This is a genomic window from Alkalihalobacillus sp. TS-13, assembly GCF_019720915.1.
Taxonomy (GTDB): Bacteria; Bacillota; Bacilli; order Bacillales; family Fictibacillaceae; genus Pseudalkalibacillus.
In genome coordinates this window covers 1,776,109-1,802,473 of record NZ_JAHKSI010000001.1, presented here as the reverse complement: position 1 = coordinate 1,802,473, position 26,365 = coordinate 1,776,109, and the positions used below count along the sequence as shown (strand labels likewise).

Annotated in this window: 21 protein-coding genes and 2 pseudogenes; 17 read left to right on the top strand and 6 right to left on the bottom strand. The window is 37.6% G+C overall.

Annotated features, from left to right (window positions below; all coding sequences use genetic code 11):
• Nucleotides 1-184: 184 nt before the first annotated feature.
• The 5 genes from cobA to nasC all read left to right on the top strand — a co-directional run bounded on the left by cobA (nt 185) and on the right by nasC (nt 7,298).
• Entirely contained in the window at nt 185-961 is a 777-nt protein-coding gene (gene cobA, locus KOL94_RS09020) for a uroporphyrinogen-III C-methyltransferase (RefSeq protein ID WP_221565798.1), read from the top strand.
• 200 nt (nt 962-1,161) lie between these two features.
• Nucleotides 1,162-2,367, top strand: coding sequence for an MFS transporter (locus KOL94_RS09015; RefSeq protein WP_260412263.1), 1,206 nt, complete (start codon nt 1,162-1,164; stop codon nt 2,365-2,367).
• A 16-nt stretch (nt 2,368-2,383) separates the two neighbouring features.
• The gene (gene nirB / locus KOL94_RS09010) at nt 2,384-4,813 is read left to right on the top strand and encodes a nitrite reductase large subunit NirB (protein ID WP_221565796.1); all 2,430 of its coding nucleotides are present in this window, start codon (nt 2,384-2,386) and stop codon (nt 4,811-4,813) included.
• Between the two features lie 12 nt (nt 4,814-4,825).
• Nucleotides 4,826-5,131, top strand: a complete 306-nt coding sequence (nirD, locus tag KOL94_RS09005; protein WP_221565794.1) for a nitrite reductase small subunit NirD — start codon at nt 4,826-4,828, stop codon at nt 5,129-5,131.
• A 28-nt stretch (nt 5,132-5,159) separates the two neighbouring features.
• Nucleotides 5,160-7,298 (top strand): assimilatory nitrate reductase catalytic subunit NasC, encoded by a 2,139-nt coding sequence (gene nasC / locus KOL94_RS09000; protein WP_221565792.1) that lies wholly within the window; start codon nt 5,160-5,162, stop codon nt 7,296-7,298.
• Between the two features lie 643 nt (nt 7,299-7,941).
• Here the strand turns inward: nasC and KOL94_RS08995 are convergent.
• Nucleotides 7,942-8,178: pseudogene (locus KOL94_RS08995) on the bottom strand (transposase); the annotation flags it as partial.
• Between the two features lie 32 nt (nt 8,179-8,210).
• Here KOL94_RS08995 and KOL94_RS08990 point away from each other — a divergent pair.
• On the top strand, nt 8,211-8,369 hold the full coding sequence (locus KOL94_RS08990) for a hypothetical protein (RefSeq protein WP_221565791.1): 159 nt from the start codon (nt 8,211-8,213) through the stop codon (nt 8,367-8,369).
• A 177-nt stretch (nt 8,370-8,546) separates the two neighbouring features.
• Here KOL94_RS08990 and KOL94_RS08985 read toward each other — a convergent pair whose 3' ends face one another.
• Nucleotides 8,547-9,572, bottom strand: a complete 1,026-nt coding sequence (locus KOL94_RS08985; RefSeq protein WP_221565789.1) for a LacI family DNA-binding transcriptional regulator — start codon at nt 9,570-9,572, stop codon at nt 8,547-8,549.
• Between the two features lie 221 nt (nt 9,573-9,793).
• Between KOL94_RS08985 and KOL94_RS08980 the strand changes: the two genes are divergently transcribed.
• The 11 genes and pseudogenes from KOL94_RS08980 to KOL94_RS08930 form a co-directional block, all read left to right on the top strand.
• On the top strand, nt 9,794-10,204 hold the full coding sequence (locus KOL94_RS08980; RefSeq protein ID WP_221565787.1) for an RbsD/FucU family protein: 411 nt from the start codon (nt 9,794-9,796) through the stop codon (nt 10,202-10,204).
• 19 nt (nt 10,205-10,223) lie between these two features.
• The gene (locus KOL94_RS08975) at nt 10,224-10,820 is read left to right on the top strand and encodes a KpsF/GutQ family sugar-phosphate isomerase (RefSeq protein WP_221565785.1); all 597 of its coding nucleotides are present in this window, start codon (nt 10,224-10,226) and stop codon (nt 10,818-10,820) included.
• A 17-nt stretch (nt 10,821-10,837) separates the two neighbouring features.
• Nucleotides 10,838-11,755 carry a ribokinase gene (rbsK, locus tag KOL94_RS08970; RefSeq protein ID WP_221565783.1) on the top strand — a complete coding sequence of 306 codons (918 nt, stop codon included), beginning with the start codon at nt 10,838-10,840 and terminating at the stop codon, nt 11,753-11,755.
• Nucleotides 11,756-11,907: 152 nt separating this feature from the next.
• Nucleotides 11,908-12,957: a sialic acid TRAP transporter substrate-binding protein SiaP gene (locus KOL94_RS08965; RefSeq protein ID WP_221565781.1), complete on the top strand. Its 1,050-nt coding sequence runs from the start codon at nt 11,908-11,910 to the stop codon at nt 12,955-12,957.
• Nucleotides 12,958-13,017: 60 nt separating this feature from the next.
• Entirely contained in the window at nt 13,018-13,524 is a 507-nt protein-coding gene (locus KOL94_RS08960; protein WP_221565779.1) for a TRAP transporter small permease, read from the top strand.
• A gap of 11 nt (nt 13,525-13,535) precedes the next feature.
• Nucleotides 13,536-14,822 carry a TRAP transporter large permease gene (locus tag KOL94_RS08955; RefSeq protein WP_221565777.1) on the top strand — a complete coding sequence of 429 codons (1,287 nt, stop codon included), beginning with the start codon at nt 13,536-13,538 and terminating at the stop codon, nt 14,820-14,822.
• Between the two features lie 21 nt (nt 14,823-14,843).
• On the top strand, nt 14,844-15,764 hold the full coding sequence (locus KOL94_RS08950; protein ID WP_221565766.1) for a dihydrodipicolinate synthase family protein: 921 nt from the start codon (nt 14,844-14,846) through the stop codon (nt 15,762-15,764).
• A gap of 470 nt (nt 15,765-16,234) precedes the next feature.
• Nucleotides 16,235-19,645 carry a LamG-like jellyroll fold domain-containing protein gene (locus KOL94_RS08945; RefSeq protein ID WP_221565764.1) on the top strand — a complete coding sequence of 1,137 codons (3,411 nt, stop codon included), beginning with the start codon at nt 16,235-16,237 and terminating at the stop codon, nt 19,643-19,645.
• 94 nt (nt 19,646-19,739) lie between these two features.
• A complete protein-coding gene (locus KOL94_RS08940; RefSeq protein WP_221565762.1) occupies nt 19,740-20,171 on the top strand; it encodes an FIMAH domain-containing protein in 432 nt (143 codons plus the stop codon).
• A gap of 96 nt (nt 20,172-20,267) precedes the next feature.
• The gene (locus KOL94_RS08935; protein WP_221565760.1) at nt 20,268-21,191 is read left to right on the top strand and encodes an alpha/beta hydrolase; all 924 of its coding nucleotides are present in this window, start codon (nt 20,268-20,270) and stop codon (nt 21,189-21,191) included.
• A gap of 386 nt (nt 21,192-21,577) precedes the next feature.
• Nucleotides 21,578-21,829 (top strand): annotated as a pseudogene (locus tag KOL94_RS08930) (sigma factor-like helix-turn-helix DNA-binding protein); the annotation flags it as partial.
• Nucleotides 21,830-21,907: 78 nt separating this feature from the next.
• Here the strand turns inward: KOL94_RS08930 and KOL94_RS08925 are convergent.
• The 4 genes from KOL94_RS08925 to KOL94_RS08910 form a co-directional block, all read right to left on the bottom strand.
• A complete protein-coding gene (locus KOL94_RS08925; RefSeq protein ID WP_221565756.1) occupies nt 21,908-23,473 on the bottom strand; it encodes a peptide chain release factor 3 in 1,566 nt (521 codons plus the stop codon).
• A gap of 25 nt (nt 23,474-23,498) precedes the next feature.
• Nucleotides 23,499-25,160 (bottom strand): ribonuclease J1, encoded by a 1,662-nt coding sequence (gene rnjA, locus KOL94_RS08920; protein ID WP_221565754.1) that lies wholly within the window; start codon nt 25,158-25,160, stop codon nt 23,499-23,501.
• Between the two features lie 192 nt (nt 25,161-25,352).
• Entirely contained in the window at nt 25,353-25,625 is a 273-nt protein-coding gene (locus KOL94_RS08915; protein WP_221565752.1) for a hypothetical protein, read from the bottom strand.
• Nucleotides 25,626-25,719: 94 nt separating this feature from the next.
• Entirely contained in the window at nt 25,720-26,346 is a 627-nt protein-coding gene (locus tag KOL94_RS08910) for a class I SAM-dependent methyltransferase (protein ID WP_311775171.1), read from the bottom strand.
• Nucleotides 26,347-26,365: the final 19 nt, after the last annotated feature.

Genomic DNA, 26,365 nt, shown 5'->3' with positions numbered 1-26,365 from the left:
TTTTGAGTGATATATATAACATTCCTTGTTAAGTATTACTACATATCAATGATTCGCGATGATCTTTAGAAGTTATTTTGAAAAACTATGTTAGATTTTCTTACAAGATCGTGTTAGTGCCCCTTGGTATATGTGATACTTTCTACATCGATAAACTAACAGCCATTTTAAAGGAGAGACTTGGATGGGCAAAGCTTATTTAGTTGGCGCAGGACCTGGAGATCCAGAATTGGTTACAATAAAGGGTCTTAAATGTATTCAGGAAGCGGATGTGATTTTATACGATCGTTTAATCAATCAAGAATTGTTAAGCTATGCGAAAAATGGTGCTGACTTGATTTACTGTGGCAAAAAGCCAGGCAATCATTCGATGGATCAAGAAATGATTAATCAATCTTTAGTAAGGTATCCGAAACGAGGGAAGGTTGTTACCCGGCTAAAAGGCGGAGACCCTTTTGTATACGGAAGAGGCGGTGAGGAATCAGAAGTACTTGCTAAACATGGGATTCCATTTGAAGTTGTACCAGGAATTACATCTGGAATCGCAGCTCCAATGTATGCGGGAATACCTGTCACGCATCGAGACTATAGTTCTACGTTCGCTATTGTAACTGGACATCTGAGAAAAGGGCAAGATGATTTGTGTTGGGAAAGCCTTGCAAAAGGTATTGATACCTTAGTGGTTTATATGGGGATCGGTAATTTACCGTATATTCAACAGCAATTATTGAAACATGGACGCTCTCAAAACGCGCCTGTAGCTATTGTGCACTCTGGTACGACAGTAAAACAACACACTGTTACTGGGACCCTTGCATCTATTGTGGGGCTCGCGGAGAAAAACCAGATTCAAAATCCCAGTATAATCATCATCGGTGAAGTGGTCCGATTACGTGAAAAAATACAATGGTTTGAACAACTAAACCACCAACAGTCCGTGTTAGACGTTTTAACAATTTAATTGTGTTATGGGATAAACAATCAACAACATGTTGCATTTCCTGACATGAGTAATAATTTTTTTGGAATATGTTGATTTCAAAGTAATGTATAGGAGGAATGACAAATGGATAAAAAGACCAATGGTATTGGCATGTTGACATTTTTATTTCTTGCTATTCAGGTATGGTTTCAGAAATGTTAATTCAATAGTTTGAAAGGATGCAAAAGATGATGAAAGGTCAAAAATGTGCATTATGGTTATCGACGATAGCAATGATTCTATCATTTACGGTTTGGACAATGATTGCACAGGTTGCACCAATAGTACAAGAAATGTATGAGTTGAGCGATACAAAGCTGAGCCTGCTTATAGCCATACCTGTTCTTCTAGGTTCATTGATGCGGATCCCATTAGGAATAGCAAGTGATCGATATGGAGGAAGAAAGATTTATACGTTAACGATGCTCGTACTGATCATCCCATTAGTAGGAATTGGTTATGCTGCTACCTACGAAATGCTATTGTTTTGGACATTTTTGATCGGGTTAGCAGGTGCAACATTTGCGATTGCCATTTCTTACGTTTCTAACTGGTATACGTCCGGAAAACAAGGGTATGTCTTAGGGATTGTAGGATTAGGAAATATTGGATCCGCAATATCTGGCTTTACTGTTCCTACTATGGTTACTGAATTCAGCCTTTCGTGGACGTTTTGGGGAAGCGCCATATTAATGGGTTTGATGACCGCCGTTTTTTGGTTTTTCACAAAGGAAGCCCCTCTTTCAAATGATAAAACAACAGTGAAAGAAGCTTTTTCTGTAATGAAATATAGGTCCCTTTGGATTTTGTCCATGTTTTATTTCCTTACTTTTGGTGGATTCGTAACTTTCAGTCTTTATTTACCAACATTGTTGAAAGGACTCTATCATATTTCACTCGTAGATGCAGGAATGAATACAGCGTGGTTTGTAATGCTCGCTACATTCATTAGACCTTTTGGCGGTTATCTTGCAGATCGATTTGGAGCAAAAATGCCATTATTGTTTCTGTTTTCCGGAACTTCAGTAATCGCTATCTTGATCCCTTTAGCGGTTGGGAATTTTTTTATTTTCAGTGTCGCATTCTTAACGTTGGGACTTTTTTTAGGAGCAGGAAATGGTGCCGTATTCAAACTCGTACCCGATGTCGCTCCGGGAAAAACAGGTGTATCAGCAGGGATTATTGGCGCGATTGGAGGTATAGGAGGCTTTATCTTGCCTCTGGTTCTTGGATTGACGAAAGATCTGATTGGGAGTTACACACCAGGCTTCGTATTATTTTCAATCCTTTCCTTTATGTGTCTAATTGGAACAATACGTGGGGTTAAAGATGGAAAAACAAGCAGCCAAAAGAAGAGTGTCAAAGCTTATCCATCCATTCAATGAATTGGAGGTAATATGTATGAAGAAGAAAAAACTAGTGTTGGTTGGAAATGGAATGGCGGGTGTCCGCTGTATAGAAGAGTTATTGAAAATCGACCCGGATACATTCGAAATCACCATTTTTGGAAGAGAACCATACCCGAACTATAACCGGATTCTATTATCAACAGTATTGCAAGGTGATACATCAATCAATGATATAACAATCAACGAAATGGAATGGTATGAGCAAAATAATATACAACTCTATACAGGGGAAACTGTGGTGGAGATTGATAAAGTAAGAAAACAAGTATATACCGACAAAGACAGACAAGTAGAATACGATGAACTGATTCTTGCGACAGGTTCTTTACCGTTCATGCTTCCATTACCAGGTGCAGATAAGGAAGGAGTTACAGCATTTCGTGATATCCAAGATTGTCAAACAATGATTGAGTCAGCGCAACATTATAATAAAGCCGTTGTCATCGGTGGAGGGCTTTTAGGTTTAGAGGCTGCCAGAGGATTACTTAACCTTGGTATGGAAGTGGATGTCGTCCATATTTGTGATTATTTGATGGAAAGACAACTCGACCCAACAGCTTCAAAAATGCTGCAAAAAAACCTCGAGGCGCAAGGAATGAACTTTCTACTTAACAAACAAACAGATGAGATTACCGGTAGTGATCGAGTGGAAGGATTACTCTTTAAAGACGGTTCAAAAGTTGAGGCTGATTTGGTTGTAATGGCTGTGGGAATCAGACCTAATGTTCAATTAGCCAAGAACAATGGTATACATGTGAATCGCGGGATTGTCGTTAATGATTATATGCAGACGGATTCTCCGAACATATATGCAGTCGGAGAATGTGCAGAGCATCGGGAAATTGTATACGGTTTAGTTGCTCCTCTTTATGAGCAAGGAAAAATTTTGGCTGAGAAAATTTGTGGAGTGGAAAGTAAAAAGTATGAAGGTTCTGTTGTTTCAACACAATTAAAAGTCTCCGGTGTGGACGTCTTCTCTGCAGGTGACTTCTTAGATAGTAATGATACAAATTCAATCAAAGTGTATGACGATTTTGAAGGGGTTTATAAAAAAGTAGTTATTCGTGATGACAAGGTGATTGGAGCCGTATTATTCGGTGATATTGGAGAAGGGCCCAAATTGCTGAACATGATACACGATAGGACTGATATTTCAGATCTCTCCAAGGTTACCATACTTCAAGACTCGGGTGATGAATCAAGTAAGAGTGCTGTGATAACGATGGATAACAGTGAAGTCATTTGCGGCTGTAATGGTGTTACAAAAGGTGAAATTTGTGGAGCGATTGTTGAAAACGGTCTGACGACGGTTGATCAAGTAAAAGACAATACAAATGCTTCACGATCTTGTGGGGGATGTAAACCTCTAGTTCAAGATCTATTAGAATACACACTTGGTGACGAATTTGACCAAAGTGAAATAAAAGAAGCAGTCTGTGGGTGTACAACATTAAGCCGTGAAGAAGTGATTGAAGAAATTAAATCTAAAAACTTAAAGTTTGTCAAAGAAATAATGAACGTACTCGGTTGGAAGAACGAAGAGGGGTGCTCGAAATGCCGTCCTGCACTGAATTACTATTTAGGAATGTTATATCCTTCAGACTATGACGATGAAGAAGAATCCCGTTTTGTCAATGAACGTCTGCATGCCAATATTCAGAATGATGGAACCTATTCGGTCGTTCCGAGAATGTATGGCGGGGTGACTAATGCGAATGACTTAAGAAAAATAGCAGACGTAGCGGATAAGTATGACGTTCCCATGATCAAATTGACAGGTGGGCAACGTATTGATCTATTAGGAATAAAGAAAGAAGATCTGCCAAAGGTTTGGGCAGACTTGGATATGCCCTCTGGATATGCGTATGGCAAAGCTTTACGAACAGTAAAAACATGTGTAGGCAGTCAATTTTGCCGATTTGGAACCCAGGATTCCACTCAACTAGGAATGGATCTAGAAAAGAAATTTGAACGTCTTAATACCCCACATAAAGTTAAAATGTCTGTTTCAGCTTGTCCACGTAATTGTGCAGAATCAGGTATTAAAGATGTTGGTGTAGTAGGTGTTGACGGAGGTTTTGAAATATACGTCGGTGGAAACGGGGGTACTCATCTACGTGCAGGAGATTTATTGTGCACGGTGGAAAAGGAAGAAGAGGTTATTGAAACAACGGCCGCCTTTCTCCAATATTATCGTGAGACAGCAAAATATTTAGAAAGAACTTCCAAATGGGTAGAACGTATAGGGTTAGAGAATGTTCGCGAGGTCCTGTTTGATGAGGAAAACAAAATACGGTTAGTAGCCCGAATAGAAGAAACTCTTGCACATACAAAAGATCCTTGGAAAAAAATCGTTAAAAACAAAGAGAAACAAGAAAAGTTATTTCAAAATTTAGAAACTCAAGCCTCTGGTCGGGTATAGGGAGGGTAAATCATGGAGCGTATACATGTTGCGGATGTTGATAATCTACCAGAAAAATTAGGTAAATCTGTGAAAGTAAGAAACTATGATATTGCATTATTCAAACTATCAAACGGAGTGATACGGGCGATTGAAAATAGCTGTCCCCATAAGGGAGGAGCACTTTCTCAGGGGATCATAAGCGGAGAGAGCGTATATTGTCCCTTACACGATTGGAAAATTTGTACGGAAGATGGAAAGGCTCAAAAACCTGATGAAGGTTGTGTAAAAACATTTAAAGTGGAGATTAAAGATACAAAAGTTTATGTTTGCATATAGTAGAGCAACTAAAAGGTGTGACCAGTAAATGAATGATTTTCTGAGTTATTATCGACAAAAAGAGAAAGAACTAGGAACCGAAAAAGTTACGGAAACCCAATGTCCTTTTTGCAGCGTACAATGTACAATGCAACTCTTTGAACAACCTAGAGTAGGGCGGAAAAATTACAAGGTTATACCGAAAAACAACCCGACCTCGGGGGAGAGGTTATGCATAAAGGGGCTTAATGCTCACCAACATGCATTGAATCAAGAGCGTATTCAATATCCTATGTTAAAAAAGAACGGGGAGTTTGTTCGAATTTCTTGGCAGAAAGCGATCGCGTATATACGAGAAAGGTTTTCAGATATTCAACGTCAAAATGGAGTTGATGGAATAGGGCTATATGGCGGGGGATCACTAACGAATGAATCAGCATATTTGTTGGGGAAGTTTGCTCGTGTTGCACTAACAACAAAGCATATTGATTATAATGGTCGTTTTTGCATGTCAGCCGCTGCTACAGCAGCAAATGAAGCATTTGGTATAGATCGTGGATTTACAAATAAGTTGTCAGAGATCCCTTTCGCTCGTTGTCTCATTTTAGCAGGAACCAATATTGCAGAATGCCAACCGACATTAATGCCTTATCTGACAAAGGCAAAGGAAAATGGATCATTCATCATTGTAATTGATCCAAGGGAAACAGCAACAACGGAAATTGCTGATTTACATTTAAAAGTAAAGCCTGGTATGGATGCTGCGCTAGTTAACGGTATCCTTAAGGTCATTTTTGAAAAAGGTTATTTTAATGAAGAGTTTATAAATGAAAGAACAAATGGATTCCAGGAGCTAAAAGAACATATAAGCACCATTCAATTAGATAATATATCGAAAATGACAGGAATTCCAGAGGATTCGATTCGACTGGCAGCCGTAAAATACGCGACATGTTCTACAGGGATGATTTTTACCGCAAGAGGAGTAGAACAGCAAACCGATGGGTATATGGCGGTGAGAAATTTTTTAAACCTTGTATTAGTGACGGGGAAAATTGGAAAAATCGGTTGTGGATATGGTGCAATCACAGGTCAGGGAAATGGTCAAGGTGGAAGGGAGCACGGTCAAAAAGCGGATCAGCTTCCTGGGTACCGTCATTTGGAAAACAAAGAACATCGCAAGTATATCTCTAAGGTATGGGGTGTCAACGAAAAAGACTTGCCTCGCCAGGGTGTTTCAGCCTATGAAATGATTGAGAAAATAGATACTGGAGAAATCCAAGGTTTATTCGTAATGGGATCAAATCCTATTGTATCGAATCCGAATGCGAATTTTGTAGAACAATCGTTGAAAAAATTAAGATTTTTAGTTGTAGTGGATTTATTCATTTCCGAGACAGCAAAATTAGCAGACTTGATCTTACCGTGTTCATCTTACTTAGAAAATGAAGGTACGATGACGAACCTGGAAGGACGTGTAACCTTACGGAAAGCATCCCGTAAAAGTCCCGGAGAAGCCATGCATGACTGGAAAATATTATGTGAGATTGCAAAAGCTTTTGAAAAGGGGAAGTATTTTTCTTTTTTTTCACCTGAAGAAATTTTTAACGAGATTAGGGTAGCAAGTCGTGGTGGAATCGCGGATTACTATGGAATTACCTATAAACGTTTAAAAAAAGAAAGAGTTTATTGGCCATGTCCTGACCACGGTCACCCCGGGGAGAGCAGGCTCTTTACAAAAAGATTTAGACACCCAGATGGAAAAGGAAAATTGATATCTGTTCGTAACATCTTTCCAAAAGAGCGTACAGACAATGATTATCCACTTTATTTGACAACTGGAAGGGTAATATCGCATTATTTGACAGGTGTACAAACGAGAAACAGTCCATCATTGAGATCTCGTGATTTTGAATCGTTTTTAGAAATCCATCCGGATACTGCAAAGAAATATAAAATCGAAAATCATGCCTTAGTTAAACTTACGTCTAAAAGAGGACAGATTACAGTCAGGAGTAAATATACGAATAAAATTCGTGAAGATACTGTTTTTGTTCCCTTCCATTGGGGAGATGATCAAAATGTGAACCGACTTACTCATGAAGCACTAGATCCGACTTGTAAAATGCCAGGGTTTAAAGTTTGTGCAGTGAAAGTAAGCCCGTTTATTGATTTGACTTTGAATTAAACACCCATATTCAAATCATAATACGGGATATTTATTGTTTAGTGGATTGATACAAGAGCTGTAAATAAAGATTGAAAAGGGAGAGGACTAATGCAGGCTGTATTATATGTTGGTCACGGTAGCCGTTGTAAAGATGGAGTCAATCAGGCGGCTGAATTTGTATGGAGTGCTATGAAAAAAGCACCTGTCAATTGGTCTGGGTGATTAATGGAAACAAGGCACTTTTATTTCTGATTACCGAATGATTTGGATAGATGGAACTCAGTTTGATAATAAAGGTTATATGTTGTTTAACAGTAATCGTCTTCAGGTCAACTACTCAATTTTATAAAAAGGTTCAAAGCTTCAAAGTTTACCTTTGCGGTTTTGGTGTACAGCTTGCTGGACTAGCTGGCAAAAAAGTGATTGGTAAAGAACCACATTTTGTGGTTCTTTACTCAGCTTGTAGAGAAACTCCTGGTTTTTCTACAAGTTTTTTTAATCTTCCCTTTTGGGAGAGAATACCACTCGCTTTCCGCGGACGAACGTGCGAGCCTCCTCGCTAAACCCACGCTGTGGGTCTCGGATCGCCCGTTTTTCCGCAGGAGTCTCGCGGCATTCCTCCAACGGGGGAGCTTAAAATCGAAAAAAGATTCTCCTCCATCTAGTTGATCCTAGCTAGATGGAGGGCAATCTTCTTTATGTTCTGACAGGCTGCTGTTATCAGCGCCTGTTCTCGAACTTTTTCTTTTCCTCGCAAGCGAAAATAACGCAGCCCATGCAGTTCTTTTGAATCTGCGAAGCTACGTTCAACTTTCTCTTTTCTCATGCGATAAATCCATTTCCCTTCATTAGATAACCGGTTCAAACGAACTTGTTCTTTATCATCTTCCCATACATGAAATTCAACGAATCAGAAAGTTGATTTCAGAGTTGGAAGGAGGGCAAACAAACATCATTCGTTCTCCCGAAGATGCTGCAAAGGTTGTCGCAGGATTTATTGGGGAAGATGATCGCGAAGTATTCTTTGTAATGCGCCTCAATACAAAAACAATTTTTTGCAGTTCATCACTTTCATCTTGGTTCAATTAAGTCAATTTAAGTAATCAATAGATTAGATATAGATCGGTTCAGTCCTCTGATCAAGCTGGAGAGATGACCAGATAAAAGGTAGAGTATCGTTAGACACTCTGCCTTTTAAGCGAATTCTATGCTCAAGCATCATACACCGTCACTTAACCACATTTCTTCACTCATATCCATTCCCTTCTAACTAATCACGATTGGCTTAGTAGAGGATCTCAATAAAAATTCAGGTTTTAGGACAACTTCTCTAGGTTTTTTTGATAAAGAATTATTTTTTATACGATCTATTAGCATTTGTGTACCAATATAGCCAAAATCATAGGCTGGTTGCATAACTACCGTTAAAAATGGGTTGATTGCAGAATCTGGGTCGAGATCATCAAAACAAACGACTGATATCTCGTCAGGAACGCTAACATTTAAGGCGTGCAGTGCTTTAATCATATCAATAGCTATGGAACTATTACTTGCAAATAAGGCAGTTGGTCTCTCATCCTTTGGTAAATTCAATAATTGCTTTACTACATTTTCTGCATCGTTGTTCCGATTATAATTAATCTCAAACATTAGCTTTTCGTTAATTGAAAGACCTAATAAATTGTGAACTTCCTTATAAGACTCTTTCCGCATCATAGCGGTATAGACATCCTTTGGACCGTTTATTAAAGCAATGTTCTTATGTCCCAGTTCAAACAAGTGATTTAAAAGCATTTTGGTTCCCGAATAGTTATCACCCAGGACTTTATCAACTTTCACGTCAGGAAGATCGCGGTCTACTAGGACGAAAGGAATTTGGTATTTATTGAATAATTTTATATGTTTGGACGATGAGTTATTTGCAGGAGAGAATAAAACACCATCTGCACCAGTAGATATTATGGTGTTAATATACACCTTTTCTTTTTCGATATCCTCGTCCGTGTTACAAAGCATTAATTGATAGCCTAATTCTCGTGCTTTATCTTCCGCTCCTCTAGCTAGTTTAGTGAAAAAGGGGTTCGCTATATCTGAAATTAACAATGTTAATAATTTAGATTCTTTTAAAGTTAGCGATCTTGCTGATGAGTTTGGAATGTATCCGAGTTCATCTATTGCATTATTTACTTTGTTGCGAATTGCTTCACTGGTGTTACCTGTATTATTAATCACTCTTGAAACAGTCATTGGAGATACTTTTGCTAATTTCGCTATATCGTATATCGTAACCATGATTGGACACTCCTTTAAAAATCAATAAATATATTTTCATTTTACTATAAAAATTCTTGACAGCAATACAAATAACTGATATTTTTATGTTACCGGTAACATTCTGAATATTCATTTTTTAAAATTAATTGAAAACGTTTTCTGATTTGGTTAATGGTTAGATTGATTGAATGAATTACTGGTTGTTCTAGTAGTTTATAGGGGGAAATGGAGATGATTTAATGCTAAAAACAAATTGTTTGCATCCAGAATTATTGTATTTTCTAGCTAGATCAGGCCATGGGGATCGAATCCTAATATCAGATGGGAACTATCCTGCAGAAACGAAAACAAATCCAAATTGCACAAAGATTTACTTGAATTTAGCCCCAGGACTTTTAACAGCAATCGATGTAATTAAAGTTTTAAATAATACGATACCAATAGAACTAGCATGTGTAATGCTTCCCGACGAAGATGTTCACATTCCTATATATAGCGAATTCTATGAAATTATTAATCAAGATTTAGAAAAAAAGTCAAGATTTGAATTTTATAATGAATGTAAAAGCGAAGATGTAAAGCTCACAATTGTTACGGGTGAACAACGTACATATGCAAATTTATTATTAACAATTGGTGTTGTGAACTAATTAACGGGGAGGCGTTTGTATGGAAGAAATCTTACATCTTGCAAAGAATGCTTTAAGAGTGGAAAGTGAAGCTTCAGCTCAATTAATCGATCAGTTAGATATAAATTTTTGCAAGGCAATTAGATTGATTCTGAATTGTAAAGGTAAAGTAGTGGTTACTGGTGTTGGGAAATCAGGCCATATCGGGAAAAAGATAACTGCATCACTTTCTAGTTTAGGGACACCGTCCTTCTTTGTCCATTCTACAGAAGGTGTGCATGGCGATTTAGGAATGATTTCTAAAGAGGATATAGTTATCGAAATTTCAAATAGTGGAGAAACGGGAGAAGTAATCGCATTACATCATACCTTAACAAAAATTGGGGTGAAACGCATTGCAATCACCCGTAATCCTGACTCAACACTAGCAAAACAGTGTGACGTAGCAATTTGTTACAGTTATGAAACGGAAGCGGATCACTTAGGCGTTGCTCCGACAACGAGTGCTTTATTGACTTTAATGATAGGTGATGCAATGGCAATAACATTATCACATCTAAAACAATTTGATAAAAGGGACTTTGCATTATATCATCCCGGAGGAAATTTAGGTGAACAACTTACAAAGGAAAATTAAGATTTAGAGGTGAGTATATGAGTATTGTAGTCATTGGAGGCTTCACAATGGATTTGATCGTATCCGTTGAAAGAGCGCCGGATGCAGGAGAAACTATTTTAGGAAATGGTTTTTATAGTCAACCAGGTGGAAAAGGTGCGAACCAAGCTGTAGCTGTATCTAGAGCAGGTGGAGATGTAAAAATGATTGGTAAACTAGGTAATGATCATTTCGGGGATGAAGTGGTCGAAACACTTTCGAAAGAAAATATTGATATCTCTTTTATTGAAAGAATATCGGATCAACCTACAGGTGTAGGGTTAATAGTAGTCGACAAGACTGGCGAGAATAAAATTGTTGTAGTACCGGGAGCAAATAAGGAATTTCAGGTAAAGGACATAAAAAAGGTGGAAAATGTACTCAAGGGAGCAGACATGATTTTGCAACAATTTGAAATGGATATTGACATGACTCTTGCAGTGATTGATTTTGCTTATCACCATGGAAAAACAGTACTCGTAAATCCTGCTCCGGCAAGATCGATTCCAGATGAGGTGTATAAAAAAATAAATTATTTAACTCCTAATGAATCGGAAGCTTCGATGTTAACAGGAATTGCAATTAATGATGTAGATGACGCAATCCTTGCGGGACAACTCCTTTATAATAAAGGAGTGCAATGTGTCATTATTACTTTATCAAATAAAGGTTCTGTTATTGTTGATCCGGAAGGAGCCAGACATATCGAGAGCTACCCTGTTCAAGCGATTGATTCGGTTGCAGCAGGAGATGCATTTAACGGTTACTTCGCAAGTGGGATCATCAAAGGCTTGAATGTGGATGAAGCAGTTATAGAGGCGAATGCAGCAGGGGCACTTACAGTAACTAAACCTGGAGCAATACCCGCAATTCCATATTATAAGGATGTACAAAACATTTCTCAAAAGATAACTTGAAAACGCATTCAACCTGAAAGATGGAATTACTGTTGAGTTATAGAACTTTACTCAACAATTAACTATAGATCAAATATAGGAGGTTAAGAAGTTAACATTACGTGTAGGGAATTTCGCTGTGTATATTAAATTTTTTAGAAGGGGAGAAAGTTATGTTGAAAACTAAAAGTTTGTTTTTGTCATTAGCACTTCTACTTTCGTTCAGTACAGTTCTTATAGGTTGTAGTGGTGAATCAACTTCAGGTTCTGCGGACTCAGATAATGGAAATAAGGACAAAACGTTTGAATTGAACTTTTCAACAGCGAGTGTACCAAATGATGCTCATACAGAAGGGTTAAATGTATTAAAAGAGTCTATCGAGGAAAAAACAGATGGGCAAGTAAAAGTAAATATACATCACTCTGGTTCATTGTATACACAAGAAAATGAAGTTGATGCCCTAATGAGAGGGAATCTTGAAATGGCGTATACGGGTGCCGAATGGTTGGCTGAGGAAATACCATCTCTCTCCATGTTTACATCTGCTTACCTATATAAAGATTATGATCATATGACAAGTGTATTAAATGGTGAAATCGGTGAAGAAGTCTTTGACCAAGTTGCTGAGGAGTTGGGTATTCGTCCATTAGGTGCATTTTATCTTGGTACAAGACAACTTAATTATCGGGATACTGGGAAGGAAATTAGAACTCCAGAAGATATGAAAGGTATTACTTTAAGAATGCCTGGTAGTCCAAGTTGGTTGTTTGTTGGTGAAGCAATGGGGGCTAATGCTACTCCAGTAGATTTTTCAGAGCTCTATATGGCTCTGAAAACAGGGACAGTTGACGCTCAAGATAACCCACTTCCAACTGTTAAAAATGCCTCGTTTTATGAAGTAACGGACTATGTTTCATTGACCAATCATATTATAGCTTCTGTTTGGCCAACCATTAATGAAGAGGTTTGGGTAGAGATGGGAGAAGAATTGCAAGGGAAAATGATGGAAGCAGTTGAAGAAGCTCGTAAACATGTAGACCAAACGAATTTAACTGCAGAAAAAGAAGTGATTGATTTTCTTGAAGGAGAAGGTCTTGAAATTATTGAACCGGATGTTCAAGCGTTTCGTGATCATGTTCAACAACAATACCTAGACAATAAAGAAATGTCTTCAACTTGGGATATGGAAATGTTTAATCGTATTAATGAAAAGGGAGAGTAATTTATGTTATTGGGAAGCTTTCTTTAAGAGAGCTTCCTAATATTAAGAGGGGGTATTGAGATGAGCACTTTAAAAAAAGTTGCAAAATTCCTTCGTAATTTAATAGAAATATATATTCCAACTACTACTCTATCAATCATGTTGATTGCTTTTATCATTCAGATTTATTCAAGATATATATTAAAAGATCCGATTACGTGGACTTATGAAGTTACAAAAATAACTTTTATATGGACTATCTTACTTGGATCTTCTTATGCATTAAGAGTTTCTGAACATGTAGAATTTGGTGTGATCTACGATCTGTTTAACGAGAGATGGAAAAGATTTACCAGAATCATAGTGAATTTATTATTAATTGTATTATTAGGAGTCTTAATTATACCAGTGTATGACTATCTTGACTTTCAATCTACCCAATATTCACATGTGTTAAGAATCCCGATGAATATTGCCTATGCTCCATTTTTAATATTAATCATTTCTATACTCATATATTCTGTAGTTCAAATCGGAAAAGATTTACATGGTATCGTACATAAGATGAAAGAACATCACGTGGAATAGGGGGTAGTTGTATGGATGGAGTATTTTTAATAACCATAGCTATTTTTATCATAAGTTTTATATTAAAGATCCCAGTAGCTATAGGTATGATCATCAGCTCAGTCTTTTATTTTTTAGCCAATGGTCGTGATGTCAGTCAAGTATCAGAGATAATGCTTACAAATCTAGAAGCCTCATATGTTATTTTAGTCGTTCCACTATTTATTCTAGCTGCAAATGTTATGAACTCGGGTATGGTGACAGATCGAATATTTACTTTCGCAAATTCATTAGTTGGAAGATACAAGGGAGGTTTAGGCCATGTGAATGTGGTGGCTTCATGTATATTCTCCGGTATGACTGGCTCTGCCATTGCAGATGCGGCAGGGCTGGGAAAAATGGAAATAGATGCTATGAGAAAAAAAGGGTATGATGATGGGTTTAGTGCTGCACTTACAGCCGCTTCTGCAACGATTGGTCCAATCTTCCCACCAAGTATTCCATTTGTAATCTATGCAATGTTATCTGGCGCTTCAATTGGTGCTTTATTTCTAGCAGGGATTATACCTGGCCTACTAATAGGAGTAGCGCTGATGATTTATATCATGGTGATTGCTAGGGTAAGGCATTATCCAGCAGAAAATCGTCCGATGCGTAAAGAGTTTTTGATCTATTCATTTAAGGCTATACCTGCATTGTTTACTCCTGTCATTATTTTATTAGGTATTTACAGTGGAATTATGACCCCTACTGAGGCTGGAGCAGTTGCAGTTTTATATGCCATTATTATTTCTATTTTTGTATATCGTTCCTTAGGCCTTAAGAATCTCGTCGCTGTACTTGCTGATACTGCAAAGACTTCCGGTAGTATCGGATTAATAGCAGGAGCAGCGTTCTGTTTTTCATATATTTTTGCTTACGAACAAGTACCACATATGATCTCGAATTTTATCCTTACTTTTACTGAGAGTGATATAATTTTCCTACTGATCATCAATGTATTTTTCTTAATTATGGGTATGTTTATCGATACGATGATTATGACACTGGTATTTATCCCAGTGGTATTGCCCATAGTTGAACAATTTGGGATTGACCCTGTTCACTTTGGGGTGGTAATCATTTTAAACATGATGATAGGACTATCAACTCCACCTTTTGGTATGCTGCTTTTCGTGGTATCCGGGATTTCTGGGGTTAAGTTAAATATTATTATGAAAGAAATTATACCCATGATCCTTGTCATGCTGGTTGTACTTGGGTTAGTAACCTATATACCACAAATCTCAACATTTTTACCACACCTGCTTGGTTATTAGTACTTAAAGGAGAGAGTTATAATGTTTAATAAAATTCCTAATGGTGTTTGGCCTACAATGATAACCCCATTTACAAAAGAAAATGAAGTGGATTACCTAGGATTAGAACGATTAATAGAGTGGTATATTGAGCGCAATGTAAATGGATTGTTCGCAGTTTGTCAATCTAGTGAAGTTTTTTATTTATCATTAAAAGAAAGATTAAAACTGGCTAGGTTTATTGTTGAAAAAGTTAATGGGCGAATCCCTGTAATTGCTGGTGGTAATATTTCCGAAAGTATTACTGATCAAATAGAAGAGATAAGAGCAATGTCACAAACTGGAACCAGTGCTACAGTCTTACTGGTAAACCGTCTAGCATCACCACATGATTCTGAACAGGTATTGAAAGAGAATCTAAGTAAGATTCTTAATCAAGTTCCAAACATTAAGTTTGGTCTATACGAGTGCCCATATCCTTTCCATCGATTGTTATCTGCAGAAACGCTACAGTGGGTGGCAGAAACGAATCGTTTTTTGTTTATCAAAGAAACAAGTTGTAACCTAAATACGATTAAATCAAAGATTGATGCAGTCAAAAAAAGTGATTTGAAAATTTTTAATGCTAATGCAGCTACATTTAAAGAATCTCTGGAAATGGGTGTTTCTGGATATAGTGGAATCATGGCTAATTTTCATCCAGAACTATATGTTTGGTTGGTAGAAAATTGGTTCAAAGAATCAGAAGAAGCTGAAGCACTTCAGCACTTTCTAAGTGTAGCTTCGGTATATGAAAATCAACTCTATCCTACCAACGCAAAGTATTATCTTATTTTGGAAGGGCTTAATATATCAGAAAAAAGTCGTGTTCATTATAATCGGAATTTAAAACCTTCACAGAAAATTGAAATTGAACATCTAAGAAGTTTAACTGAAAAGTATATTCAAAGATTAAAAATGTAAACTGTGTTATTTTTTTAGTGCTCGTTTGTCTTGTAAAAAAGATAGAGCTGCAATTATCTCTTAAATTGGAACTTATGTAAATAACAAGAGAATTTGATCTAGAACAATAATCTTTGTTGTAACTATATATAAAAACAATACTGATACTTTAGTATATTCAATGAAAAATAGGCACTTATGTAAAGCTTTTTATATACCATACCTGAACTCTAATTTTTACTAGAGTTCAGGTGTAACCTTAATAAGTACTTATTCCACTCCACGAAAACTGCATGATTTACTTCCTCGTCATAAGAAGACTTTATAGCTTTTATTAGCTCAACTATTTCCTGTCATAAACTTATCCATACTTTATTAAACTTGTTTGGCTAATCGGAGTTCAAATCCCTAGAAAACCATTTAGAAATGAAATGAGGTGAAAAAGTAATTTCGAAAATCAGAATATTGAAAAAAGAAGGGAGAATTTTAAATTGAAGGGGAAAACTATTCGAATTATAACGACCACTTTGTTGTTATTTTCATTATTCTTAGCTGAGTTAGGAACAGACAGTACTAATGCAGAGGAAGTAAATGCTGCAAGCACTCCTATGTTAGAACGAATTCAATACAATAACCCAGAGCTTGTTACAGATTTAGGTATTGGTGCTTGGTCGCATCCGTTACCAATGGATTATGACGACGATGGAGATTTAGATTTGCTCGTTTCAGGAATTGATAAGCCGTATCATGGTCTATATTTTTTTGAAAATATAAGCGGGGATGTGAAGCATCCCACATTCAAAAAGGCAGTTCGAGTGAGTCATGGATTAGATAATGTTACGATTTCCTATAATGGTAATGAACCGATTGTGACAACACCAGGTAGAGTCTATCCAAATGTAAAAGAAACAGGTCTTTACCCAAGTGAACCTATTCCATTTGAAGGAGAGGTGCACCCTACTGAATCATTTCTTCGTGGAAATCAATGGAGTTTTGTAGATTATAACGGCAATGGAATACTAGATTTAATTGTTGGAGTAGGAGACTGGGACGATTACGGATGGGATAACGCATTTGATGAAAATGGTGAATGGACAAATGGTCCGTTGCACGGCTATGTTTATTATATTGAAAACCTCGGAACCAACGAAAATCCTGACTACAGTGAACCGGTGAAAATAGAAGCAGGTGGTAATCCAATTGATGTATATGGAAAACCATCACCCGTTGTTGCTGACTTTAATGGCAATGGAAAGCTAGATATTATAACTGGTGAACATTTAGATAAACTAACGTTCTTTGAAAATATAGGAACTAGAACTGAACCAGTTTATGATAAGGGAAAGTACCTTGAAAAAAATAATAAAATTATCACCATGGATTTACAAATGCTTGTTGTTTCAGCTATCGATTGGACGAAAGATGGTCATATGGATTTGATTGTTGGTCAGGAAGATGGACGTGTCGCCTTAATTGAAAATACTGGTAGAGTTGATAACGGTATGCCTGTATTTAAGAAACCATACTTTTTTCAACAACAAGCAGATAGTGTGAACGTGGGAGTATTAGCCACACCGGATAGTTATGACTGGGACGGCGATGGGATTGAGGATTTGATTGTTGGTGATTCAGCAGGACGAATTAGTTTTGTGAAAAATCTTGATGGTGGGTTAAAGCCAACATGGGCAGCTCCCGAATATTTAAAAGCTGGTGGTGAAGAAATACGGAGACAAGCCGGTGAAAATGGTTCTATTCAAGGACCAGCAGAAGCAAAATGGGGATATACAGCCGTTAAAGTAGCAGATTGGAATCATGATGGTTTACCTGATATCATCGCTAACGATATATGGGGAAAAGTACACTGGTATGAAAATGTCGGCACACGCACGGATCCTGAACTAGAAGCAGCCAAACCTATTGAGGTTGAGTGGGAAGGAGAGACACCAAAGCCGGAATGGAATTGGTGGGATCCTGAGGGGAATAGTTTAGTAACACAGTGGAGAACTACACCTTATGTTATGGATTTGAATAAGGATGGATTAAATGATCTGATAATGCTTGATCATGAAGGATACCTAGCATTCTTTGAACGTCAAGAGGTAGATGGTGAATTGAAGCTACAACCTGGTGAACGAATTTTTATAGGAGAAGAAGGATCATCTAAATTTGACCGGCACGGTAATCCTACTATGGCCCCAAAAGGTCCTATGCAAATGAACTATGAAGAATTCGGCCCTAGTGGACGTAGAAAGTTTACCATCGTGGATTGGAACGGTGACGGGAAGCTGGATTTAATTACTAATGGTCGACCTAATATCAGATTGCTCCTTAATGTTGGAACAGAAGAGGAACCATTCCTTTTTAGAGATATGGGGCATGTAACAGAAGGTGTTTTAGCAGGACATACGACCTCTCCAACCATTGTAGATTGGAATGATAATGGTGTTCCAGATCTTTTAGTTGGTGCCGAGGATGGACATATGTATTACCTTGAGAATAACTATACAGAAGATGAACCAGAACCAAGAGAGTCTAACCCAGAGGGCGAAATTAATGATTTAATTGGGCATTGGTCCTTTAATGAAGGAACTGGTTATATTGCCAATGATGAATCGGGATATGATAATTATGGTGTTATTAAAGGTGCTTCATGGATAGATGATGGTTATGAGGGGAGTGCTCTTCAATTTAATGGATTTAACAATTATGTAGATTTAGAGCATACCGTTGGACCATACTTGGATGGTGCATCAAGTATCACTGTTGAAGGATGGATCAAATTAAATTCTCTCGAATCGTCAGGAATGAAAATATTTGGTACTAGGATTGATGGTGGCCGGGCCGGTATGGAGATCACAGTACGAGGCAATTTAAATACGATTCAAGTTGCTGGCAGAAGTCAATCTGCTGATCCCTTTAATAAACACCAATACTCACTGGATCCATTTAATTTTGGAGAATGGAATCATATTGAAAGTACCCTGGATTTTAAAAATAATGAGATTAGATTGGTAATTAATGGAGAGGAACAAACGCCTATACCGGGTACAACGATTAATTTTGGCAGTTCGACGTATGTTCGTGGAACCACATCCGAGCATGACTCCATTGGTAGAAGCCCTAGTGAGACCGAATATTTTAACGGAATGCTTGATGACATTAAAATCTATCGAACTACTTCAGAAGATGATGACGGAGAATCTCAGCCGCCAAGAGTGTCAGAACCTGATGGAGAATTGAATGACTTAATCGGACATTGGTTATTTAATGAGGGGAGTGGAAGAAATGCTGGTGATGAATCAGGTTATGATAACTATGGTGTAATAAATGGTGCTTCTTGGATATCTGGATATGAACAAAATGCACTACGATTTGATGGAATTGATGATTATGTAGATTTAGAGCATACAGTTGGACCATATTTAGATGGTGCAAGTGGTATTACGGTAGCTGGCTGGGTCAAAATGGATTCGATTAAACCTACTGGAATGAGAATTTTCGGAACTAGAATTGACGGTGGACGAGCTGGAGTAGAATTAACTATAAGAGGGAACCTAAATACGATTCAAATGTCTGGCAGAAGTCAAACCTCTGATGCTTATAATAAGTATGAATATTCTCTTGACTCGCTTATTGTTGGAGAATGGAATCATATAGTTGGTGTCATGGATTATAAAAATAATGATATCAAACTTTATATGAATGGTCAGGAACAAACACCAATGGGAGGTTCTGTTGATTTCGGCAGTGACGCCTATATAAGGGGAACAACAAGTGAACGAGATTCAATCGGAAGAAGTCCGAATGGAACGGAATACTTTGATGGTAGTCTAGATGATGTCAGGGTATATAGAACGGCGCTTTCATCAGAGGAAGTATTAAATCTCTTTGGAGACAGGTAGCCTTGTCTAAAGTTAGTCTAACTTCAGACAAGACTAAGTTACCTTTGAATTTAATCGGAACAATGACTGACGGAACAGACGCAAACTTCATAATATGGAGATAGAGTATTTAACAACAAATTCTGACAGTAATTTTATCAATGATAACGGAAAACTTACATTGGAAGAAGGATTGAATGATGTCCGGTCTTTTATAGTATGGGTTAATGTCACATTTAATGGAAATACAGTTACTTCAAATTCACTAGAATTAGAGGTCAATGCTACTATACCGTTAATTGTGCAAACACTAGAATACTACTATAAAGGTACAGAAGTATTAAGCCATCCACTGTATAAGCAATTGATAGCACGGTTGAAGCAAGCGAAACATTACTATGATGAAGACCGTCATGCTCAAGGTAATAAACATATGGAGGATTTTATAAAGGATCTTAATAGTGAAGCATTGGATAAATTTATTACAAAGGAAGCAAAAGCTATTCTCAATGAGGATGCCCAATCGATTATAGAAAAATTGGTCTAACTAAAGAGCAGTTATTGTGGAACTCCGCTTTGGAAGAATAAAGTGGGGTTCCACTAACGCTGTTGTTATACAAACCGTTAGGGAGAAGGTAATTAGATGACATTAAGACCATATGTTAAAGCGCATTTAGAAGTAGCACAAACGGTTGATATATCAGATATAGAGAAATTAAAAAAAGAAAGAGACCGATTTCAACAAAAAGAATGGAATGGTTTTAATTATCCTTTTAAAAAAATTGAGGACCTTTCTATTCATAACAAAACAGATACTTTAATTAGAGTATATACACCCAATATTGAAGGACCTTATAACTTGTTTGTGTTTTTTCATGGTGGAGGATTTGTAAAAGGTGGTTTAGATTCTCATGATATAATTTGTCGCAAGCTAGCCTATAGAGGAGGTGTTAAAGTAATCTCTGTTGATTACCGACTAGCTCCAGAACATCCCTTTCCAATTGCACCTGAGGATTGTTACTTTGTAACTAAATGGGTTTCAGAGCACCTGGAAATGTTAAATGGAGAAGGGAAGCAAATTTTTATAGGTGGCGATAGTGCTGGGGGGAATCTTGCTGCGGTAGTCTCACAAATGTGTAGGGACAGAAAAGAGCCATACATCGCAAAACAAATTCTCATATATCCGGTTACAGACTATCACTCGTTAGAACATGATTCCATTTACTCCTCCTATCATGAAAATGCTAAAGGATATGGTCTTACAAATAAAGAAATGGCTCTGTTTTGGAATTACTATATTAGGAAAGATGAAAGTAAGTTTCATCCCTATGCCTCCCCAATCAGAGCTGAAGATTTAAGTGATTTACCAGATGCACTTGTGATAACGGCTCAATATGATGTATTAAGAGACGAAGGAGTTGCTTATGCGGAAAAGCTATTCCAAGCTGGCAACTTTGTCCAACATAGACAAATTAGTGGGACAATCCATGGCTTTTTATCTTCTTTTTCTGAGGAAGAGGAGACAGAAGAAGTATATAAATTGATCATTTCTTTTCTCGGAAATTAAAATCTTTTAAATTTTTTATAGTATTTTGTAAAAATTTCGTTATTAAATAAACTCAACCAACTCATTTTTAAACTTTTTGTGATCTACTCACAATGGATATAAAAGGTGCCAATTACAAGAATATTTTTGAGTGGTGCCCTGAACGTTTTTTACCGTACAAGTGCAATGCGACTTTCGAAAGTGTTGTCATAAGCTACTAATCCTACTAAACCTAAGAATTCATTTACTAAAGGGAGAAAACAGGAATTCGAAATTTGATGATGTACTATTGGATACGTGATCTAGAAGGTAATGAAGGCTACTGGCAGGAATATTTAGAAAAAACAATACCTTTTCTTGAATCAAAATAGAAATTTGTATTTATTTATCTGATTACTCCTAGAGCAAACATCGTCGATACCATTCAATTGAAGATGGAAAAGAAACAGGTCTATGAACATATCTATATCCTCGATGATCGTGAAAAGGAAGTTATTGTCGGCCGTTTTGGACTCGATCTAGAAAAAGAACGGACCCAACGAGAGATCGCAAAAGACCTGGGAATCTCTAGAAGCTACGTCTCTCGGATCGAAAAACGCGCCCTGATGAAATTGTTTCATGAATTCTACGGACAAAGGAACGACAAGGAAAAAGGGTAAGAGAAAACAGCTCTGGTGATTGTTTCCAGAGCTGTTTTTATACATTAAATGCAAGGTATTAATGCGTTTGCTTCTCAATTATTCTTGTAGTTCTATATTTGGGTTTTTATCTTTGAACCATCTCAAGGCGAAGTCACTTTCGAAGATGATCACTGGTTTTCCTAATGCATCGTGAACAAGATAATTCGGACTGTCCAGCTTCAAGTTCTTATCTTCTGAAACCCACCTAGCACATGTATGAGGAAGATGTTGGATGTCTAGATCCACCCCATATTCCGATTTCAGCCGTTGTTCGAAAACTTCGAATTGCAGGACACCGACAACACCAAGAATCGTTTCTTCCATTTTTGCCGTTTTATAAACCTGTACAGCACCTTCCTCAGCCAATTGAGCGACCCCTTTATAGAAGTGTTTCTGTTTCATGGCATTCTTGGCACGGACTTTTGCAAAATGCTCCGGCGGAAACTGAGGTAGTTTACCATAAGAATACGAATTTTTCTGTCCGCAAAGAGTGTCTCCAATTTGATATAATCCCGGATCATACAACCCGACGATATCTCCTGGATAGGCCTCATCGATATTTCCTCTGGATGCAGCAAAGAACTGTTGGCCTTGTGCCAATTTGACTGACTTTTTCGTTCGATTGTTCCATGCTTCCAGCCCTTTGTTGAATTTACCTGAGCATATTCTCATAAACGCAATACGATCTCGATGGGCAGGATTCATGTTCGCTTGGATCTTGAAAATGAATCCGGAAAAATCCACATCAGATGGTTCTATATATCCTTCATCACTTTCCCGACCCTGTGGTGCTGGTGCAAGTTCAAGAAAATGCTCCATGAAAGCTGGAATACCGAACGTTGAAATCGCACTTCCAAAGAACACCGGTGTCTGTTTGCCTTGTTTGATCGCCTCCATGTCCATGGAGTCACCGGCTTCATCCAACAAGGAAATGGTATCTTGCAATTCCGATAGTTGTTCAGGTTGCACGAATTGTTTTATTTCATTACCGCTAAAATCATCATTCTCTAACTTAAAGGAATGATGTTCTCGCTGTTTATCATAGACATGTATTTTGTGTATAATGCGGTCATAGACGCCCTGGAAAGCGTTCCCCATCCCGATTGGCCAGTTCATCGGAAACGATTGAATTCCCAGGACTTCTTCAATATCCTCAAGCAATTCAAATGGGTCTCGGCCTTGTCGGTCCATCTTATTGATGAATGTAAAGATTGGAATGCCTCGATCGCTGCAAACCTTGAAGAGCTTTTTTGTCTGAGCCTCTACACCTTTGGCGGCATCGATGATCATAACTACACTATCGACCGCCATCAAAGTACGGTACGTATCTTCACTGAAATCCTGATGGCCAGGGGTATCAAGAATGTTGATTTTATAATCGTTATACGTGAATTGCATGACACTAGAAGTGATGGAAATGCCACGCTGCTTCTCCATTTCCATCCAGTCGGAAGTTGCATACTTCCCTGATTTACGCGACTTGACTGTACCTGCCGAACGGATTGCCCCGCTTAAGAACAATATTTTTTCAGTCAGGGTTGTTTTACCTGCATCTGGATGTGAAATGATTGCAAATGTTTTCCTTTTGTTGATTTCTTCTTCTAGGTGCGGTTGTTTCCTCATAATAAATGCCTTTCCATTACTAAGATTATACTTCCATGATGACAGGGAGGATCATTGGATTCCTTTTCGTTTCTTCAAAAAAGTAGGAAGTAAGAAGGTCTGAAATCTTTTTTTTCAAATCAGACCACTTTGTGATCCCTTCTGCTAGCATTGTATTAACTTCCTTTTCAACAAGTATTTCTGCTTTACTTAACAGCTCTCCGGATTCTCTCATGAAAACAAATCCCCGTGAGACAAGTGCAGGGCCAGAGAGCAAGGTTGCATTTTTTGAATCAATCGTGATGGTGACGACCACTGTTCCACATAGGGAAAGGAGACGACGATCTCTGAGAACGATATTTCCAATATCCCCAATACCTGTTCCATCCACATAGACTGGATTTGCAGGAAAGGATCCTGACATTCGCCCCCCATCATCATTTAATTCCAAAATATCGCCATTATCTAAAACAAACGTATTTTCAGGTTCGACCCCACAATCAACTGCCAACTTTACATGGTTGACAAGCATCCGGTATTCTCCGTGGATCGGAACAAAATACTTTGGTTTCAGTAAACGAATCATCAATTTCTGTTCATCCTGGGTTCCGTGGCCAGAGGTATGGATGTCACTCATTTTATTATGTATGACATCAGCTCCGATTCGTTCCAATTGATCAATCAATTTATAAACCTGTTTAATATTACCTGGAATAGGAGAGGAAGAAAAGATGACCGTATCTCCTGGTATGACTTGGATCTGACGGTGTAAGCCTTTTGCTATCCTACCTAAGGCAGCCATAGGTTCTCCTTGACTTCCTGTACATAAGATTGTGATATTACTAGATGGATATCGGTTGATCTCATTACCTGCAATAAAAGTATCGTCAGGTGCTTTAATATAACCTAATTCACGCCCGATCCGAATCGACCGTTCCATGCTTCGCCCAAACACCGCTACCTTACGATTAAAAGCGATGGAAGCCTCTATCGCTTGCTGAAGACGATAGATATTCGATGCGAATGTCGCAAAAATAATGCGTCCCTCAATTTGCTCAACAATATCAAATAAGGTTTCTCTGACGGCTGATTCGGACAAAGAGAAACCAGGAATTTCACTGTTCGTACTATCTGACATTAAACAAAAAACACCTTCATTGCCAATTTCAGCGATCTTACCGATATCATAAGATGCGCCTCCTGGTGTTAGATCAAACTTGAAATCACCTGTATGGACTATGGTCCCAAATGGGGTATTTATACATACCGCTAATGAATCAGGGATACTATGGCTTGTTCGCATGAAACGGACTGAAAAATGATCGAATTCAACAAATGAATTCTCATCAACCGTTTTCAATTTTGCTCCGCGCAAAAGACGATGTTCTTCAAGTTTATCTTTGATGAAGCCTATGGATAATTTTCCAGCATAGATTGGTACATTCAGACGTTTTAATAAAAAGGGAATCGAACCGATATGATCCTCATGTCCATGGGTAATGAATACTCCCTTGATAAGATCTTTATTTTTTTCTAGATAAGAGAAATCAGGAATGACATAGTCGATTCCTCGTAGTTCTTCATCTGGAAACTTGATTCCGCAATCAACCAAAATCATTTCATTCTCATATTGGAGACCATACATATTTTTTCCGATTTCGCCTAATCCGCCAAGGGCGAACAATTTAATAGGTGGGGTAGCTTTCATAAGAATCCTCCATGTTTAATTATCTATAATTTGATTTTTCTTTTTATCCTTAAAAGTTTATATCGATAAGTCCTTTCTAGTATGCGACCAGTACCTTTACACTCAGGACATTTTTTCACACCGCCAACGAACCATCTTCTTTTAATCTTACCAGTCCCTTCGCACTTGTCACAAATTACAAACACTGCCACTTTACATAAACTCCTTCAACTGATTTTCATTTTCCACCTGTATATCTGATATTTTTATATTTTGTTCAGATAAAAACTTCAGAATTTCCCAACTCGAAAAAAATTCATTTAATAAGTTTTTGTAATGGATCGGGTTATCAATCAAATCTTTATCAAACGTTTTTAAAGACCATTTAGGACTTTTCACCATCAATAACGTATATAACCTTCCATGATTAACGAATGCGAACCGGATTTCATTTTTATGAAATCTCTTTATGATTACATTTTCCACACAATACACCTTCTTTCAAACGAACTTAGTTGAAGGCAGCCATTTTTCAGGCGTCCTATGTGTGTTGAATATCGTCTTCCAAATTGGATGGCGCCTATTCAAAACTTTTTCTGCATACAGCTACTCCAAGTGCATATTTCACTTTATTACGTGGTGGTTCAATCGTTACGCCTCTTTGATGATAGATTTCCACCTCAGAAAAAGGATAAGGGGTAAAAAGAACTTCAAATTCTTCTGGGGTTAATTGAAAATAATGAAATGGAGATCCACAAGGTTCATTTCTACCTTGACCGAAAGGAGTGGACAAGACCAACATTCCTCCAGGGTTCAGCATATCAAATAGGTTTTTGACAAATTGGCTTTCATCATGAACATGTTCAATTGTTTCAAAACTAAGAATCGTATCAAACATACCGATCTTTTGGACAAGATTCGAATCTAGTGCATCTTCTACATGATAATCAATAAGTGGATGATTGTATCGCTTTAATGCATAATCGATTACTTCGGCGGAATTATCCACCGCTACAAGTTCTGATATCGTTTTTTTCTTCGTTTTTGCAACAAATTGACTACCGTAACCTGAACCACAAGCAATATCCAAAACTTTACCTTTCACATAGGGAAGTGAAAAATAATATCTTGCAATATGTTCTAAATAACGGCCGTTTGTCGGCTTCATTTCATCGGGAATGATACGTTCACCTGTATTTTCCAACACTTCTAAGTCACCGCTTTTA

What these genes read in the sequence shown, in the direction of transcription:
- KOL94_RS08975 (WP_221565785.1), top strand. Translation starts at nt 10,224, where the DNA reads ATGGAAGAAATCTTACATCTTGCAAAGAATGCTTTAAGAGTGGAAAGT.
- KOL94_RS08980 (WP_221565787.1), top strand. Translation starts at nt 9,794, where the DNA reads ATGCTAAAAACAAATTGTTTGCATCCAGAATTATTGTATTTTCTAGCT.
- KOL94_RS08960 (WP_221565779.1), top strand. Translation starts at nt 13,018, where the DNA reads ATGAGCACTTTAAAAAAAGTTGCAAAATTCCTTCGTAATTTAATAGAA.
- rnjA (WP_221565754.1), bottom strand. Translation starts at nt 25,160, where the DNA reads ATGAAAGCTACCCCACCTATTAAATTGTTCGCCCTTGGCGGATTAGGC.
- cobA (WP_221565798.1), top strand. Translation starts at nt 185, where the DNA reads ATGGGCAAAGCTTATTTAGTTGGCGCAGGACCTGGAGATCCAGAATTG.
- nirD (WP_221565794.1), top strand. Translation starts at nt 4,826, where the DNA reads ATGGAGCGTATACATGTTGCGGATGTTGATAATCTACCAGAAAAATTA.
- KOL94_RS08935 (WP_221565760.1), top strand. Translation starts at nt 20,268, where the DNA reads ATGACATTAAGACCATATGTTAAAGCGCATTTAGAAGTAGCACAAACG.
- KOL94_RS08950 (WP_221565766.1), top strand. Translation starts at nt 14,844, where the DNA reads ATGTTTAATAAAATTCCTAATGGTGTTTGGCCTACAATGATAACCCCA.
- KOL94_RS09015 (WP_260412263.1), top strand. Translation starts at nt 1,162, where the DNA reads ATGCAAAAGATGATGAAAGGTCAAAAATGTGCATTATGGTTATCGACG.
- KOL94_RS08955 (WP_221565777.1), top strand. Translation starts at nt 13,536, where the DNA reads ATGGATGGAGTATTTTTAATAACCATAGCTATTTTTATCATAAGTTTT.
- KOL94_RS08925 (WP_221565756.1), bottom strand. Translation starts at nt 23,473, where the DNA reads ATGAGGAAACAACCGCACCTAGAAGAAGAAATCAACAAAAGGAAAACA.
- KOL94_RS08965 (WP_221565781.1), top strand. Translation starts at nt 11,908, where the DNA reads ATGTTGAAAACTAAAAGTTTGTTTTTGTCATTAGCACTTCTACTTTCG.
- nirB (WP_221565796.1), top strand. Translation starts at nt 2,384, where the DNA reads ATGAAGAAGAAAAAACTAGTGTTGGTTGGAAATGGAATGGCGGGTGTC.
- KOL94_RS08985 (WP_221565789.1), bottom strand. Translation starts at nt 9,572, where the DNA reads ATGGTTACGATATACGATATAGCGAAATTAGCAAAAGTATCTCCAATG.
- rbsK (WP_221565783.1), top strand. Translation starts at nt 10,838, where the DNA reads ATGAGTATTGTAGTCATTGGAGGCTTCACAATGGATTTGATCGTATCC.
- nasC (WP_221565792.1), top strand. Translation starts at nt 5,160, where the DNA reads ATGAATGATTTTCTGAGTTATTATCGACAAAAAGAGAAAGAACTAGGA.
- KOL94_RS08940 (WP_221565762.1), top strand. Translation starts at nt 19,740, where the DNA reads ATGGAGATAGAGTATTTAACAACAAATTCTGACAGTAATTTTATCAAT.